Raw genomic sequence first — 15,460 nt, 5'->3', positions numbered from 1 at the left:
GACCCGTAGCCGGGCTGCCCGCCGCGGCTCCGGTCCGGCACGGTAGCGTCGACCTTGCCATGGAACTTGCCTTCATTCCCAGCCCGTCACGCGGGGTGCTGTACCTCGGCCCCATTCCGCTGCGCGGCTACGCGTTCTGCATCATCATCGGCGTCTTCGTTGCCGTCTGGCTCGGCAACAAGCGCTGGATCGCCCGGGGCGGGCGGGCCGGCACGGTGGCCGACATCGCCGTCTGGGCCGTGCCCTTCGGCCTCGTCGGCGGCCGGCTCTACCACGTGATCACGGACTACGAGCTGTACTTCAGCGAGGGCCGTGACTGGGTGGACGCCTTCAAGATCTGGGAGGGCGGCCTCGGCATCTGGGGCGCGATCGCGCTCGGCGCGGTGGGCGCGTGGATCGGCTGCCGCCGCCGGGGCATCCCGCTTCCCGCGTACGCCGACGCCATCGCGCCCGGCATCGCCCTCGCGCAGGCGATCGGCCGCTGGGGCAACTGGTTCAACCAGGAGCTGTACGGCAAGCCCACCGACCTGCCGTGGGCCCTGGAGATCACGTCCTCCGCGGACGGCCGGGTGCCGGGCACGTACCACCCGACGTTCCTGTACGAGTCGCTGTGGTGCATCGGCGTCGCGGTCCTGGTCATCTGGGCTGACCGCCGCTTCCGGCTCGGGCACGGCCGGGCGTTCGCGCTGTACGTCGCCGCGTACTGCACGGGCCGGGCGTGGATCGAGTACATGCGCGTCGACGACGCCCACCACATTCTCGGCCTCCGCCTGAATGTGTGGACCGCGATGCTCGTGTTCCTGCTGGCGGTCACGTACCTCGTGCTGTCGTCGAAGAAGCGGCCGGGCCGGGAAGCCGTGGTGGAGCCGGGTGCGGAGTCCGCCGGCGGTGAGACCGGCGGGGACGCCGCGGCCGAGGACGAGGCGGAGTCCGGCGAGGACGAGGCCAGGATCGAGGCCGATGACGAGGCCGGGTCGGCGAAGAAGGCCTGACCGTCTGCCGTTACGTGACTGAGGGCGCCCGGAGACTGTCGGGCGCCCTCGGCGTTTTCCGGGTGGGGTGTCAGCGGCGGTGTGCCAGGGAGAGGGTGCGCTGGGCCGCCGCCACCACCGCCGTGTCGATGAAGCAGCCGTCCGGGAGGGCCTGGGCGCCCGGTTCCGTAGCCGCTGCCTTGACGATCGTCTCCGCTTGCTCGATCTCCTCCTCGGTGGGGAGGAAGGCCCGCTCGATGACCGGGAGCTGGCGGGGATGGAGCGCGGCCCTGCCAAGGAAACCCAGGGCGCGGCCGTGGGCGCAGGAGGCGGCCAGGCCCTCCAGGTCGCCGACGTCCGGGTGGACCGACTGCGCAGGCGGGGGCAGACCCGCGGCCCGTGCGGCCACGATCACCCGGGAGCGTGACCAGTCGAGCCCCGCGTCGTCACAGACCCCCAGGTCGGCCCGTAGGTCCGCCTCCCCGAGCGCGATGCCCCGAAGGGACGGGTGGGCCGTGGCGACGGCGTACGCCCGTTCCACACCGAGGGCCGTCTCCAGGAGGGCGTACAGGGGCAGTCCGGTGGGGACGGCGTGCTGGGCGATCCGGACGACCTCGGCGGGTGAGCTGATCTTGGGGAGCCGCAGGGCGCAGAGTCCGGGAGCCGGGGCCACGGCGGCGAGGTCCTGCTCGGCCCAGGCGCTGTCCAGGGCGTTGACGCGGACGTGGACCGGGACCGGCGGCAGGTCGGCGAGCAGCTCGGCGGTGGCGGCACGGGCGTACGCCTTCCGGTCGGGGGCGACCGCGTCCTCCAGGTCGACGACGACGATGTCGGCGCCGGAGGTGAGGGCTTTGGCCACCACGTGGGGGCGGTCGCCCGGGGCGTAGAGCCAGGTGAGCGGGAACGCCGTCACAGGGCGCCCTCCGCGCGCAGTGCCGCGAGGTCGGCCGGGGTCAGGCCCAGTTCGGTGAGGACCTCGTCGGTGTCCGCGCCGTGGGGGCGGCCGGCCCAGCGGATCGCGCCGGGCGTGGCGGAGAGCCGGAACAGGACGTTCTGCATGCGCAGGGGGCCCAGCTCGGGGTCGTCGACGGTGGTGATGGTGTTCAGGGCCTGGTACTGCGGGTCCGCCATCACGTCCCGGACGTCCTGGACCGGGGCCACCGCCGCCTCGGCCTTCTCGAAGGCCGCCAGGACGTCCGTGCGGGTGCGTGCGGCGATCCAGGAGCCGACCGCCTCGTCCAGGACGTCGGCGTGGCGGGCGCGGTCGGCGCCCGTGGCGAACCACGGCTCGTCGATCAGTTCCGGGCGGCCCACCAGGCGCATCACGCGTTCGGCGACCGACTGGGCCGACGTCGAGACGGCGACCCAGGTGCCGTCCGCGGTGCGGTAGACGCCGCGCGGGGCGTTGTTGGGGGAGCGGTTGCCGGTGCGGGGCTGGACGTGGCCGAGCTGGTCGTACCAGAGGGGCTGGGGGCCGAGCGCGGCCAGGATCGGTTCGATCAGGGCCATGTCGACGACCTGGCCCTCGCCGGTGCGGTCACGGGCGGCGAGCGCCGTCAGCACCGCGTACGCCGTCGTCAGGCCCGCGATGGAGTCGGCCAGGCCGAACGGCGGCAGCGTCGGGGGAGCGTCCGGTTCGCCGGTGATCGCGGCGAAGCCGCTCATCGCCTCGGCGAGGGTGCCGAAGCCGGGGCGGTGGGCGTAGGGGCCGAACTGGCCGAAGCCGGTGACGCGGGCCAGGACCAGGCGGGGGTTGGCGGTCGACAGCTCCGGCCAGCCCAGGTCCCACTTCTCCAGGGTGCCGGGGCGGAAGTTCTCGATGATCACGTCGGCGCCGGCGGCGAGGCGCAGGAGGGTGGTGCGGCCGCCGGGCTTCGACAGGTCGAGGGTGATGGTGCGCTTGTTGCGGCCGAGCATCTTCCACCACAGGCCCACGCCGTCCTTCGACGGGCCGTGGCCGCGGGACGGGTCCGGTTTCGCCGGGTGCTCCACCTTGACGACCTCCGCGCCGAAGTCGCCGAGCAGGGTGGCGGCGAGCGGGCCGGCGAAGAGGGTGGCGAGGTCCAGGACGCGGAGGCCGGTGAGGGGCGCGGTCATGAGCGGTGGGTCTCCCGGTGTGTGAGGTGGGCGAGGGTGTCGAAGCCGATGCCGTCGAAGTCGCCGATGGAGGTGGACAGGCGGTTCTTCAACGGAGCCGTCCAGCGGTCGGGGAGCGCTGCGGGGTCTTTGGCCAGCAGTCCGGCGATGCTGCCGGCGGTCGCGCCGTTGGAATCGGTGTCCCAGCCGCCGCTCACGGCGCGGCAGACGGAGCCGGAGAAGTCGCCGTCGGCGTGGGTGAGGGCGGCGGCGATGAGGGCGGTGTTGGGGACGGCGTGCACCCAGTGGTGGGTGGCGGAGTGGGTGGCGTGGAGTTCGTCGACGACCGTGTCGAAGTCGTCGTGCTCTTGGGCCAGTTGGATGGCGTGGTGGACGGCTCGGGCGAGGCGGGAGCGGGGCGGGACGACGGTGAGGCCGGTGCGCAGACAGGTGTGGACGTCGTGTTCGCCTGTCGCGGCGGTCGCGATGGTGGCCGCCGTGAACATCGCCGCGTAGACGCCGTTGGCGGTGTGGGTGAGGGTGGCGTCGCGGTGGGCCTGTTCCGCGGCGGCGGCCGGGTCGCCGGGGTTGGTCCAGCCGTGGACGTCGGCGCGGATCAGGGCGCCGATCCATTCGCGGAACGGGTTGCGGTGGCGGGCGGCGTGTGGGGGTTCCAGGCCGGTGAGGAGGTTGCGGTAGGCGATGCGTTCGGCGGTGAAGGTGCGGCCGGCGGGGAGTTCGTCGAGCCAGGTGCGGGCCACGTCCGTGGGGGTGAAGGACTTGCCGTGGCGTTGGAGGAGGATGAGGTTGAGCAGGGGGTAGTTGAGGTCGTCGTCCTCGGGCATGCCGTCGATGTTCTCGGCGAGGGAGGTTGTCGCCGAGCGGCGGTTCCAGGGGTGCTTCTGGAGGAGGTCTTCGGGGACGCCTCGGGCTGTGAAGTAGGTGGCGAGGGGCCAGTTGCCGGTGGAGTTGGCCAGTTGACGGATGGCATCGAGGGGGAGTTTCTCGACGGGTTTGCCCAGAAGGCAGCCGACGGCTCGGCCCAACCATGCGGATTCCAGGTGCTGGTCGGGTGTGGCTGGGGTCTGGGTTGGGGCGCTCACCCGCGCGGGCGGGGTGCCGCTCTCTTTGGGACGGGTGCCGCCCCAGCGGCACGACTGCCCGCAGCTGAGTCGGCTACGGCCGCCCGCGGGCGGCGGCCAGTTCGGGCAGGCCGACTTGATTCTCTCCAGGTCCGTTGGTTCGTCGTCCGCCAAGGCGCTGGGCAAGTCGGCCAGTTCGTCCAGGAGGTCTTCTGCCAGTTGGCGGAGGTAGCGGGATGTCGGGGTGGGGGAGGCGCCGGCGGTGGCGGGGGCCTCCGGGCCGCCTGCCGAGCGCCAGCGGGCCGCGATCGCCTTCGGCTCGCGGCCGTCCTGGGCCGCCTGGCGGAGTTCGTGGCCGATCAGGTCCTCCGGCTGGACCCAGGTCAGGCGGAGCATTCCTGGCCTCCGAGGGATGCGAGGGCCCGTTCGTGGGTGCGCCGGCGGGAGACGTCCCGGGCGAAGATCTCGCGGGTCACCTCCGTGAGGGTGGCGGCCGGTTCCCAGAGGTCCAGGCGGCTGGCCTCCGCGACCGTCTTGGCCCAGTCCTGGGGGATCGGCGATCCGAGGGCTCCTGCCAGAGCGCCCGCCATCGTGGCGATGGAGTCGCAGTCGCGGCCGTAGTTCACCGCGCCCAGGACCGCGTGACGGTAGTCGCCCTGGGCCACCAGCACCATGCCCAGGGCGGCGGGGAGTTCCTCGATCGAGTGGAGGCGGGAGGGGCGGCGGGCGCCGAGGGAAGGGGCGCGGTAGTCGGGGCCGACCGTGTCGTAGGGGGCGACCGCCTCGCGCAGGGGGCCCAGCGCCGACTCGAAGTCCGGGTGGCGGGAGGCCTCCTCGCAGACCCGTTCGATGGCGGTGCGCGTGCCGTCCTTCGCCAGGGACAGGCAGGCCGAGACGACCGAGTCCGGAGTGGCTCCCGGGATGCACGCCGCCGCGACCGCCGCGGCCAGGACGCCCGCCGCCTCACGGCCGTACGACGACTGGTGCGCGCCGGCGATGTCGAGGGCCTCGGCGTAGGCCGCCCGCGGGTTGGCCGCGTTGACCAGGCCGACCGGGGACATGTACATCGCCGCACCGCAGTTGACGATGTTGCCGGTGCCGGCCTCGCGCGGGTCGGCATGGCCGTAGTGGATCCTCGTCACCAGCCATTTCTCCGCCAGGAAGATGCGGTGCAGGGGGAGTGCCTCGGTCTCCAGTTCCGGGATCCAGCGCGGTTCGGTCATCAGGTCGGGGACGAGGTGGTCGGCGATCGCGTAGGCGTCGAGGTGGTCGCGGACCCGGGCGTAGACGCGGATCAGGGCGTGCGTCATCAAGGTGTCGTCGGTGACGTGGCCGTCGCCCTTGTGGTACGGGGCGAGGGGGCGTGCCCTGCGCCAGTCGTCGCCGTGCCAGGGGCCGACGATGCCGTGGACGCGGCCGCCGTGGCGTTCCAGGATCTGCTCGGGCGAGTAGCCCTCGACGGGGCCGCCGAGGGCGTCGCCGACGGCGGCTCCGACCAGGGCTCCGGTGATCCGCTCGTCCAGTGTGGCGTTTTGGTGTGGTTTGGGCTTCATGGCCGCATCATCCACCGGGGCGGGCCGGTTGTGCGGCTTCCAGGAGTTCGGCGAGTTCCACGAGGTCCGTGCCGGTGAGGCGGGGGAGGGCGCAGCCGGAGAGGGTGCGGCAGGTCTCCCGCCAGGAGGCGGGGATCGAGGCGCCGCCGCCCAGTGCGCCGGTGAGGGCGCCCGCCAGGGCCGGGGCGGAGTCCGCGACGCGGGACAGACAGGCCGCGGCGGGGACCGCCTCCGCGATGCGGCCGCGGGCCGCTGTGGCCAGGGCGAGCGCGACCGGGACCGTTTCGGCGGCGGCGATGCCGTAGCTGTAGACGTGGTCGACGATCTGGTGTTCCAGGGGCGGGACCAGGGCGAAGGCGCTGTCCGCGTCGGCCGCGAGACGCAGGGCGTGCCGGGCGTTGCGGCCGATCTCCGTCTCCTCGGGGAGTTCCGCGAGGGCCGCCGTGACGCAGGCGTCGACGTCCGCGCCGGCCAGGGCGAGGGCGAGCGCTGCCGCCATGGCGCGGGCGCCGTGCACGCCGTCGCCGTCCTGGGTGTAGCGGGCGTCGAACTCGGCGAGGCCGGCGGCGCGCCGGGGGTCGCCCGGGTGGGCCACGGCCAGGACGCACGCGCGTACGCAGGCCGCGTCGTCGAAGTAGTGGGGGTTGTCGTGGCCGGTGGCGGGCGGGCGCAGGCCGGTGGCGAGGTTGCCGAGGCCGGCGCGGACGGAGATGCGGGCGCGCAGGGGGAGGACGGCGGATTCGATCTCGGGGGCGCGGTCCGCTGCGGCGGCTACCTCGCAGGCGATGGCGTTCCAGGTGAGGTCGATCGCGGCGCGGATGCGGCGTTCTCGGCTGAGGTCGTTCAGGACGGTGTCGTCGCCCGCGCGGAGGAGGGCCTCAGCGGCGAAGGCGGCCCACTCGGCGTCGTCCGAGGGGCCCAGATGGAGGGGTTCCGGGGGCTGGTTCAGGGCGATGGGGACGGGGAGGGTGGTCGTGGCGTTGTGTTCGGCGAACGTGTCCAGTTCGCGGGTGAGGCGGCGGGTCCAGTCGGGCATGCGGGCGGCTCTGTGGCGGGCCGCGGGCCAGCCTGCGGCGTCGCCTGCGGCGAGTCCGAGCAGGAGGCCTTCGGCCTTTCTGTCTCCCACCCGCGCACCGCCCGTAACGGTCACCGGAGGGGTCCTGGTCTCCCGTGGGGCGCGTTCACCGTCGGCGGCTGCGGGTGGTCCCTCCGGGGCCGCAGCGCCGGCCGCTGCCGCCGGATCGTGCGGGGTCATGCGGGGGCCTCCGTTCCGTCGCCCGCCAGGACGAAGTCCGCCGGCCCCGGCTCCTCGCCGCTTGCCGCGGCCCAGGGCGTCAGCAGGTCCGCAACGTCCAGGACGTGGTAACCCGCCATCGCCGGCAGGCACCGGCCGCGGACCGGGCCGATGGGGGTCGTCCAGGCCTGCGGAATCGCCGAGACTCCTCGGGTCGCGCCGGCCAGGGCGCCCGCGACCGCCGCCGTCGTGTCCGCGTCGCGGCCCATGTTCACCGCCGTGAGGACGGACTGTTCGAAGTCACCGTCGGCCGCCGCGTACGCGCCGAAGGCGAGGGCGACCGCCTCGGGGGCGAGGTCGGTCCAGGGGTAGCCGCCGATGACGACCGCGGAGCGGACCGCGCGTTCGCCGCGGTGGGCCACAGCCACCGCGCGGCGCAGGCAGCGGGCCGTCCAGGAGTCGTCGGGGACCACCGCGAGGGCTGCGGCCACGACCGCGACCGGCTGGGCGCCCGCCATCGCCGCCGCCACGCCCGCCGCCACCGCCTGGCCGCCGTAGATGCCCTCGCCGTCATGGCTCACCGAGCCGTCGATCGCCACCAGCCGGGCCGCCTCCGCCGGGCGGCCGGGCGCGAACACCCCGAAGGGGGCCGCGCGCATGGCCAGACCGTCGCTCCAGGCGTGCCGGTGCTGGGCGGAGATGGGGGCCGCCAGGCCCCGGCGGAGGTTCTCCAGCGTGCCGCGTTCGCTGAAACCGGCGCCCCGGAAGGGGCCCTCGTCGCGGTCGGCGATCCATTCGTGCCAGGCCGCTTCGACGTGCGCGGGGGTGAGCGCCGAGCCGTGCCGGGCCAGGAGAAGGCCTGAGAAGATCGCGTACTCGGTGTCGTCCGTGCCGGCGGGGTGCTCGGCGACGTAGCCGGTGATACGGCCCCACCGCGCGCGGATCTCGGAGGGCTTCATGTTCTCGGCCGGGGCCCCGAGCGCGTCACCGACGGCCAGGCCCAGCAGCGCGCCGCGTGCCCGTGCGCGGAGTCCGGCGGCGTCCCCGGGCACCGGGACGGAGGGGATGCAGGCGATCGATGCCATACGGGAATGTGTCCCACTCCGGCGACCACCCCGAGCCTCGGAGACCCCAGCATCACCCGGTCGACATCTGTGCAAGATCACCGTCAGGTGAGCGCTGAAGGGTAAAACCGCAGGTTAGCCCAGCCTTTCCTTGCTGGCGGCGTCGGAATTCACGGCGTACTTTGGCTGTTGTAAAAATCTGGAATGTGTCCAAAGAGCCTGTCCGAAGAGGCGTTCGGCAAGGGGATCGGGGATTTTCATGGCCATCATCGAGACCGAGGCGGCGCTGCACGAGGCGCACCGGGACAACCACACCCACCGGGACGTGAACGGCGGCTGGCTGCGTCCCGCGGTGTTCGGTGCGATGGACGGCCTCGTCTCCAACCTGGCCCTGATGACCGGTGTCGCGGGCGGCGCGGTCAGCCAGCACACCGTCGTCCTCACCGGGCTCGCGGGCCTGGCCGCCGGCGCCTTCTCGATGGCCGCCGGCGAGTACACCTCCGTCGCCTCGCAGCGCGAGCTCGTCGAGGCCGAGCTGGACGTGGAGCGGCGCGAGCTGCGCAAGCACCCCGAGTGCGAGGAGGCCGAGCTCGCCGCGCTCTACCGGGCGAGAGGGGTCGAGCCGCGGCTGGCCGGCGAGGTCGCCCGGCAGCTGTCGAAGGACCCCGAGCAGGCGCTGGAGATCCACGCCCGGGAGGAGCTGGGCATCGATCCCGGCGATCTGCCCTCGCCCACCGTGGCCGCGGTGTCGAGCTTCGGCTCCTTCGCGCTGGGCGCGCTGGTCCCCGTGCTGCCGTATCTGCTGGGTGCGAGCAGCCTCTGGCCGGCCGTGCTGCTGGCGCTGCTCGGGCTCTTCCTGTGCGGCGCGGTGGTGGCCAAGGTGACGGCACGCACCTGGTGGTACAGCGGGCTGCGGCAGCTGTTCCTGGGAGGCGCGGCGGCCGGTGTGACGTACGCCCTGGGTACCTTGTTCGGAACGGCCGTAGGATAGTTCGGCTCCGACTTATGCGTTGTGTCGCATAAGTAGCCGTTACTCGCTGGTTTCGAATGTGCAACCACGGGGCATGAGCCGTAAGCGCTGCGGGCAATGAGGCCCGTGGGCGCGGTCAGCGGGGTGGGCGACGACGCCTGTCCCGCCCTCGGGCCCGACGGGCATCGATCTCACCCGGTCGATCCGTACTGGCCCCCCATAGCTTCCACCGTCGGTGCGGTACCCCTGCCGCGAGCCGCCGGTGTCCGCATGTTGGAACGGATTATCCCGGTTCCCGAGAACCGCTCCATCATGTAACCTGCACGAAATTTTGCGATCACGCGAGGGCCAACGTCGTCCCTCGGCACTTGCACATGCCACCTGACGACGACGGGAGAGCCGATGCGTACGCCGCGCCAGCCGTCCCAGCATTCCGCGAATGGCCAGAACTGGTCGTTCATGGATGCTCGCCCTGCTGCGCAGGGTATGTACGACCCCCGCAACGAGCACGACGCCTGCGGCGTCGGCTTCGTCGCCACCCTTACCGGCGAGGCGTCCCACACCCTGGTCGAGCAGGCTCTGACCGTCCTGCGCAACCTCGAACACCGCGGTGCCACCGGCTCCGAGCCCGACTCCGGCGACGGCGCCGGCATCCTGTCGCAGGTTCCGGACGCCTTCTTCCGTGACGTGGCCGGATTCGAACTGCCGAAGGCCGGTGCCTACGCCGTCGGCACCGCCTTCCTGCCGGAGGACTCCGCCGCCGACGCCGTCTCGCAGATCGAGACGATCGCGGCCGACGAGGGTCTGACCGTGCTCGGCTGGCGCGAGGTGCCGGTCGCTCCCCAGCTGCTGGGCGCCACCGCCCGGTCGACCATGCCCGTCTTCCGGCAGATCTTCGTCAGCGACGGCGTGTCGGAGGGCATCGACCTCGACCGCAAGGTCTTCGTGCTGCGCAAGCGCGCCGAGCGGGAGGCCGGCGTGTACTTCCCGTCGCTGTCCGCGCGGACGATCGTCTACAAGGGCATGCTGACCACCGGACAGCTGGAGCCCTTCTTCCCGGACCTGTCCGACCGCCGCTTCGCCTCCGCGATCGCGCTCGTGCACTCCCGGTTCTCGACGAACACGTTCCCGTCCTGGCCGCTGGCCCACCCGTACCGCTTCGTCGCGCACAACGGTGAGATCAACACCGTCAAGGGCAACCGCAACTGGATGGCCGCCCGCGAGTCGCAGCTCGTCTCGGACCTGTTCGGCTCCGACGAGAAGGCCATCGAGCGGGTCTTCCCGATCTGCACGCCCGACGCGTCCGACTCGGCGTCCTTCGACGAGGTCCTCGAACTCCTGCACCTCGGCGGCCGTTCGCTGCCGCACTCCGTGCTGATGATGATCCCGGAGGCGTGGGAGAACCACGACTCCATGGAGCCGGCCCGCCGCGCCTTCTACCAGTTCCACTCCAACCTGATGGAGCCCTGGGACGGCCCGGCCTGTGTCACGTTCACCGACGGCAAGCAGGTCGGCGCGGTCCTCGACCGCAACGGCCTGCGTCCCGGCCGCTACTGGGTCACCGACGACGGCCTCGTCGTCCTCGGCTCCGAGGTCGGCGTCCTCGACATCGACCCGGCCCGGGTCGTGCGCAAGGGCCGTCTGCAGCCCGGCCGCATGTTCCTCGTCGACACCGTCGAGCACCGCATCATCGAGGACGACGAGATCAAGGCCCAGCTCGCCGCCGAGGCGCCGTACGGGGAGTGGCTGGAAGCCGGCGAGATCGAGCTGTCCGACCTGCCCGAGCGCGAGCACATCGTGCACACGCACGCCTCGGTCACCCGCCGCCAGCAGACCTTCGGCTACACCGAGGAGGAGCTGCGCGTCATCCTCGCGCCGATGGCCAAGGCCGGTGCCGAGCCGATCGGTTCGATGGGCACCGACTCGCCGATCGCCGCGCTGTCGGACCGCCCGCGGCTGCTCTTCGACTACTTCACCCAGCTGTTCGCGCAGGTCACCAACCCGCCGCTGGACGCCATCCGCGAGGAGCTCGTCACCTCGCTGCGCTCCTCGCTGGGCCCGCAGGGCAACCTGCTCGAGACGAGCGCGGCCTCCTGCCGCAGCGTCGTGCTGCCCTTCCCGGTCATCGACAACGACGAGCTGGCCAAGCTCATCCACATCAACGCCGACGGCGACATGCCCGGCTTCAAGGCCGCGACGCTGTCCGGCCTGTACCGGGTGCACGGCGGCGGGGACGCGCTGGCCGCGCGGATCGACGAGATCTGCGCCGAGGCCGACGCCGCGATAGAGAACGGCGCCCGGCTGATCGTCCTGTCGGACCGCCACTCGGACGCCGAGCACGCGCCGATCCCGTCGCTGCTGCTCACCGCGGCCGTCCACCACCACCTCATCCGCACCAAGCAGCGCACCCAGGTGGGCCTGCTGGTCGAGGCCGGCGACGTCCGCGAGGTCCACCACGTCGCCCTGCTCATCGGCTACGGCGCCGCCGCGGTCAACCCGTACCTGGCGATGGAGTCCGTCGAGGACCTGGTCCGCGCCGGCACCTTCCTGCCGGGCATCGAGCCCGAGAAGGCCATCCGCAACCTCATCTACGCCCTCGGCAAGGGCGTGCTGAAGGTCATGTCCAAGATGGGCATCTCGACCGTCGCCTCCTACCGCGGCGCCCAGGTCTTCGAGGCCGTCGGTCTCGACGAGGCCTTCGTCACGAAGTACTTCAACGGCACGGCCACCAAGATCGGCGGCGTCGGCATCGACGTCGTCGCCAAGGAGGTCGCCGCCCGGCACGCCAAGGCCTACCCGGCCTCCGGCATCGCCCCGGCGCACCGCGCGCTGGACATAGGCGGCGAGTACCAGTGGCGCCGCGAGGGCGAGCCGCACCTGTTCGACCCGGAGACGGTCTTCCGCCTCCAGCACTCCACGCGCTCCGGCCGCTACGACATCTTCAAGAAGTACACCGAGCGCGTGAACGAGCAGTCCGAGCGGCTGATGACGCTCCGCGGGCTCTTCGGCTTCAAGTCCGACCGCAAGCCGATCCCGATCGACGAGGTCGAGCCGGTCTCCGAGATCGTCAAGCGGTTCTCGACGGGCGCCATGTCGTACGGCTCCATCTCGCAGGAGGCGCACGAGACCCTCGCCATCGCCATGAACCAGCTGGGCGGCAAGTCCAACACCGGTGAGGGCGGCGAGGACCCGGAGCGCCTGTACGACCCGGCGCGCCGGTCGTCCATCAAGCAGGTCGCCTCCGGCCGCTTCGGTGTGACCTCCGAGTACCTGGTCAACTCCGACGACATCCAGATCAAGATGGCCCAGGGCGCCAAGCCCGGCGAGGGCGGCCAGCTGCCCGGCCACAAGGTCTACCCGTGGGTGGCCAAGACGCGGCACTCGACGCCGGGCGTCGGCCTCATCTCGCCGCCCCCGCACCACGACATCTACTCCATCGAGGACCTGGCCCAGCTGATCCACGACCTGAAGAACGCGAACCCGCAGGCGCGGATTCACGTGAAGCTGGTCTCCGAGGTCGGTGTCGGTACGGTCGCCGCGGGTGTCTCCAAGGCGCACGCGGACGTCGTCCTCATCTCCGGCCACGACGGCGGCACGGGCGCCTCGCCGCTGACCTCGCTCAAGCACGCCGGCGGTCCCTGGGAGCTCGGCCTCGCCGAGACCCAGCAGACGCTGCTGCTCAACGGCCTGCGTGACCGCATCGTCGTGCAGACCGACGGCCAGCTGAAGACGGGCCGTGACGTGGTCATCGCCGCGCTGCTCGGCGCCGAGGAGTTCGGTTTCGCGACCGCGCCGCTCGTCGTCTCCGGCTGCGTCATGATGCGCGTCTGCCACCTGGACACCTGCCCGGTCGGCATCGCCACGCAGAACCCGGTGCTGCGCGAGCGGTACAACGGCAAGGCCGAGTACGTCGTGAACTTCTTCACGTACATCGCCGAAGAGGTCCGCGAGATCCTCGCCGAGCTGGGCTTCCGCTCCATCGAGGAGGCCGTCGGCCACGCCGAGGCCCTCGACGTCACCCGCGCCGTCGACCACTGGAAGGCGCAGGGACTGGACCTGGAGCCGCTGTTCCACGTGCCCGAGCTGCCCGAGGGCGCGGTCCGCCACCAGCTGATCGCCCAGGACCACGGCCTGGAGAAGGCGCTCGACAACCAGCTGATCAAGCTGGCCGCGGACGCCCTGTCCGCCTCGGACGCCACCGAGGCGCAGCCGGTCCGCGCCCAGGTGCAGATCCGCAACATCAACCGCACGGTCGGCACCATGCTCGGCCACGAGGTGACGAAGAAGTTCGGTGGCGCGGGCCTGCCCGACGACACCATCGACATCACCTTCACCGGCTCCGCCGGCCAGTCCTTCGGCGCGTTCGTGCCGCGCGGTGTCACGCTGCGTCTGGAGGGCGACGCCAACGACTACGTAGGCAAGGGCCTCTCCGGTGGCCGGATCGTGGTCCGCCCCGACCGCGCGGCCGACCACCTCGCCGAGTACAGCGTCATCGCCGGCAACACCATCGGCTACGGCGCCACCGGCGGCGAGATGTTCCTGCGCGGCAAGGTCGGCGAGCGGTTCTGCGTCCGCAACTCGGGTGCGACGGTCGTCTCCGAGGGCGTGGGCGACCACGGCTGCGAGTACATGACCGGCGGGCACGCGGTGGTGCTCGGCGAGACGGGCCGCAACTTCGCGGCCGGTATGTCCGGCGGTATCGCGTACGTCATCGACCTGGACCCCGACAACGTCAACGTCGGCAACCTGGACGCCGTCGAGGCGCTGGACGACACCGACAAGCAGTGGCTGCACGACGTGGTCCGCCGCCACCAGGAGGAGACGGGCTCGACCGTCGCCGAGAAGCTCCTGGCCGAGTGGGACACCGCCGTCGAGCGCTTCAGCAGGATCATCCCCAGCACGTACAAGGCAGTGCTCGCCGCCAAGGACGCCGCCGAGCGAGCCGGTCTCTCCGAGACCGAGACCCACGAGAAGATGATGGAGGCGGCGATCAATGGCTGACCCGAAGGGCTTCCTGAACCACGGGCGCGAGGTCGCCAAGTCCCGCCCCGTCGAGGAGCGCGTCAAGGACTGGAGCGAGGTCTACGTCCCCGGCTCCCTGCTGCCGATCATCAGCAAGCAGGCCAGCCGCTGCATGGACTGCGGCATCCCGTTCTGCCACAACGGCTGCCCGCTCGGGAACCTGATCCCCGAGTGGAACGACTACGCCTACCGCGAGGACTGGGCCGCCGCCTCGGAGCGGCTGCACGCCACGAACAACTTCCCGGAGTTCACGGGCCGCCTGTGCCCCGCTCCGTGTGAGTCGGCGTGTGTGCTCGGCATCAACCAGCCGCCGGTCACCATCAAGAACGTCGAGGTCTCGATCATCGACAAGGCGTGGGAGACCGGGGACGTCGCCCCGCAGATCCCGGAGCGCCTGTCCGGCAAGACCGTCGCGGTCGTCGGCTCCGGCCCGGCGGGCCTCGCCGCCGCCCAGCAGCTGACCCGCGCCGGCCACACCGTCGCCGTCTACGAGCGCGCGGACCGCATCGGAGGCCTCCTCCGCTACGGCATCCCCGAGTTCAAGATGGAGAAGCGGCACATCAACCGCCGTATCGAGCAGATGCGCGCGGAGGGCACCCGCTTCCGCACGGGCATCGAGATCGGCCGCGACCTGAAGGCGACGGACCTGAAGAAGCGCTACGACGCGGTCGTCCTGGCCGTCGGCGCGACCACGGCCCGTGACCTGTCGGTGCCCGGTCGCGAGCTCAAGGGCATCTACCAGGCCATGGAGTACCTGCCGCTGGCCAACAAGGTGCAGGAGGGCGACTACGTGGCGCCCCCCATCTCGGCCGAGGGCAAGCACGTCGTGGTCATCGGCGGCGGCGACACCGGCGCGGACTGCGTCGGTACGGCCCACCGCCAGGGCGCGGCCTCCGTCACGCAGTTGGAGATCATGCCCCGCCCGAACGACGACCGGCACCCGGTCAACCAGCCCTGGCCGACCTTCCCGATGCTCTACAAGGTCACCTCGGCCCACGAGGAGGGCGGCGAGCGCGTCTACTCGGTGTCGACGACCCACTTCGAGGGCGACGAGGACGGCAACGTCCAGTGGCTGCACCTCACCGAGGTGGAGTTCATCGACGGCCGGCTGACCCCGAAGCCGGGCACGGAGCGCAAGATCCCCGCCCAGCTGGTCACCCTCGCCATGGGCTTCACCGGCACCGACCAGGAGAATGGCCTGGTCGAGCAGTTCGGCCTGGAGCTCGACGAGCGCGGCAACATCGCCCGTGACGAGGACTACCAGACCAACGTGCCGGGCGTGTTCGTCGCCGGTGACGCGGGCCGCGGCCAGTCGCTCATCGTGTGGGCGATCGCCGAGGGCCGCTCGGCGGCGCGCGGGGTGGACCGCCACCTCACGGGCGCCAGCGAGCTGCCGGCGCCGATCCGCCCGACGGACCGTGCGCTGATGGTCTGACGCGCACCCCTCATACGTCCCGCACAAAGGCGTGCGGAACACAGATGGCGTCT

The 15,460-nt window shown here is 72.0% G+C and carries 10 protein-coding genes; 4 read left to right on the top strand and 6 right to left on the bottom strand.

Going from position 1 to position 15,460, the window contains the following annotated elements; translation table 11 throughout:
• Window positions 1–59: 59 nt before the first annotated feature.
• Window positions 60–992 carry a prolipoprotein diacylglyceryl transferase gene (lgt, locus tag HDA41_RS10265; protein WP_184982743.1) on the top strand — a complete coding sequence of 311 codons (933 nt, stop codon included), beginning with the start codon at window positions 60–62 and terminating at the stop codon, window positions 990–992.
• Between the two features lie 70 nt (window positions 993–1,062).
• Here lgt and HDA41_RS10260 read toward each other — a convergent pair whose 3' ends face one another.
• Genes HDA41_RS10260 through HDA41_RS10235 form a run of 6 tightly spaced genes read right to left on the bottom strand, consistent with a single transcriptional unit; the run spans window position 1,063 to window position 8,001 of the window.
• On the bottom strand, window positions 1,063–1,884 hold the full coding sequence (locus tag HDA41_RS10260) for an HpcH/HpaI aldolase/citrate lyase family protein (RefSeq protein WP_184982741.1): 822 nt from the start codon (window positions 1,882–1,884) through the stop codon (window positions 1,063–1,065).
• On the bottom strand, window positions 1,881–3,068 hold the full coding sequence (locus tag HDA41_RS10255; protein ID WP_184982738.1) for a CaiB/BaiF CoA transferase family protein: 1,188 nt from the start codon (window positions 3,066–3,068) through the stop codon (window positions 1,881–1,883). Before HDA41_RS10255 ends, HDA41_RS10260 begins: the two co-directional genes overlap by 4 nt.
• Window positions 3,065–4,525 (bottom strand): ADP-ribosylglycohydrolase family protein, encoded by a 1,461-nt coding sequence (locus HDA41_RS10250; RefSeq protein ID WP_184982736.1) that lies wholly within the window; start codon window positions 4,523–4,525, stop codon window positions 3,065–3,067. Before HDA41_RS10250 ends, HDA41_RS10255 begins: the two co-directional genes overlap by 4 nt.
• Complete coding sequence (locus tag HDA41_RS10245; protein WP_184982734.1) at window positions 4,513–5,682, bottom strand: ADP-ribosylglycohydrolase family protein; 1,170 nt, start codon at window positions 5,680–5,682, stop codon at window positions 4,513–4,515. The genes HDA41_RS10250 and HDA41_RS10245 overlap by 13 nt, the downstream gene beginning before the upstream one ends.
• A 7-nt stretch (window positions 5,683–5,689) precedes the next feature.
• Window positions 5,690–6,937, bottom strand: a complete 1,248-nt coding sequence (locus tag HDA41_RS10240) for an ADP-ribosylglycohydrolase family protein (RefSeq protein WP_230299562.1) — start codon at window positions 6,935–6,937, stop codon at window positions 5,690–5,692.
• Window positions 6,934–8,001: an ADP-ribosylglycohydrolase family protein gene (locus HDA41_RS10235; RefSeq protein WP_184982730.1), complete on the bottom strand. Its 1,068-nt coding sequence runs from the start codon at window positions 7,999–8,001 to the stop codon at window positions 6,934–6,936. The genes HDA41_RS10240 and HDA41_RS10235 overlap by 4 nt, the downstream gene beginning before the upstream one ends.
• Before the next feature lie 238 nt (window positions 8,002–8,239).
• Between HDA41_RS10235 and HDA41_RS10230 the strand changes: the two genes are divergently transcribed.
• From HDA41_RS10230 to HDA41_RS10220, 3 genes are all read left to right on the top strand, one after another.
• A complete protein-coding gene (locus tag HDA41_RS10230) occupies window positions 8,240–8,971 on the top strand; it encodes a VIT1/CCC1 transporter family protein (protein WP_184982728.1) in 732 nt (243 codons plus the stop codon).
• Between the two features lie 381 nt (window positions 8,972–9,352).
• On the top strand, window positions 9,353–13,951 hold the full coding sequence (gene gltB, locus HDA41_RS10225) for a glutamate synthase large subunit (RefSeq protein WP_184982726.1): 4,599 nt from the start codon (window positions 9,353–9,355) through the stop codon (window positions 13,949–13,951).
• Complete coding sequence (locus tag HDA41_RS10220) at window positions 13,944–15,407, top strand: glutamate synthase subunit beta (protein ID WP_184982724.1); 1,464 nt, start codon at window positions 13,944–13,946, stop codon at window positions 15,405–15,407. The genes gltB and HDA41_RS10220 overlap by 8 nt, the downstream gene beginning before the upstream one ends.
• The last annotated feature ends 53 nt before the right edge of the window (window positions 15,408–15,460 follow it).

The sequence above is a fragment of the Streptomyces caelestis genome, assembly GCF_014205255.1.
GTDB classification, from domain to species: domain Bacteria; phylum Actinomycetota; class Actinomycetes; order Streptomycetales; family Streptomycetaceae; genus Streptomyces; species Streptomyces caelestis.
This window is presented reverse-complemented; position numbering and strand designations above follow the sequence as displayed.

Excerpts from the sequence above, each read along its gene's own strand:
- gltB (WP_184982726.1), top strand. The coding sequence starts at position 9,353 with ATGCGTACGCCGCGCCAGCCGTCCCAGCATTCCGCGAATGGCCAGAAC.
- HDA41_RS10235 (WP_184982730.1), bottom strand. The coding sequence starts at position 8,001 with ATGGCATCGATCGCCTGCATCCCCTCCGTCCCGGTGCCCGGGGACGCC.
- HDA41_RS10245 (WP_184982734.1), bottom strand. The coding sequence starts at position 5,682 with ATGAAGCCCAAACCACACCAAAACGCCACACTGGACGAGCGGATCACC.
- HDA41_RS10230 (WP_184982728.1), top strand. The coding sequence starts at position 8,240 with ATGGCCATCATCGAGACCGAGGCGGCGCTGCACGAGGCGCACCGGGAC.
- lgt (WP_184982743.1), top strand. The coding sequence starts at position 60 with ATGGAACTTGCCTTCATTCCCAGCCCGTCACGCGGGGTGCTGTACCTC.
- HDA41_RS10220 (WP_184982724.1), top strand. The coding sequence starts at position 13,944 with ATGGCTGACCCGAAGGGCTTCCTGAACCACGGGCGCGAGGTCGCCAAG.
- HDA41_RS10240 (WP_230299562.1), bottom strand. The coding sequence starts at position 6,937 with ATGACCCCGCACGATCCGGCGGCAGCGGCCGGCGCTGCGGCCCCGGAG.
- HDA41_RS10255 (WP_184982738.1), bottom strand. The coding sequence starts at position 3,068 with ATGACCGCGCCCCTCACCGGCCTCCGCGTCCTGGACCTCGCCACCCTC.
- HDA41_RS10250 (WP_184982736.1), bottom strand. The coding sequence starts at position 4,525 with ATGCTCCGCCTGACCTGGGTCCAGCCGGAGGACCTGATCGGCCACGAA.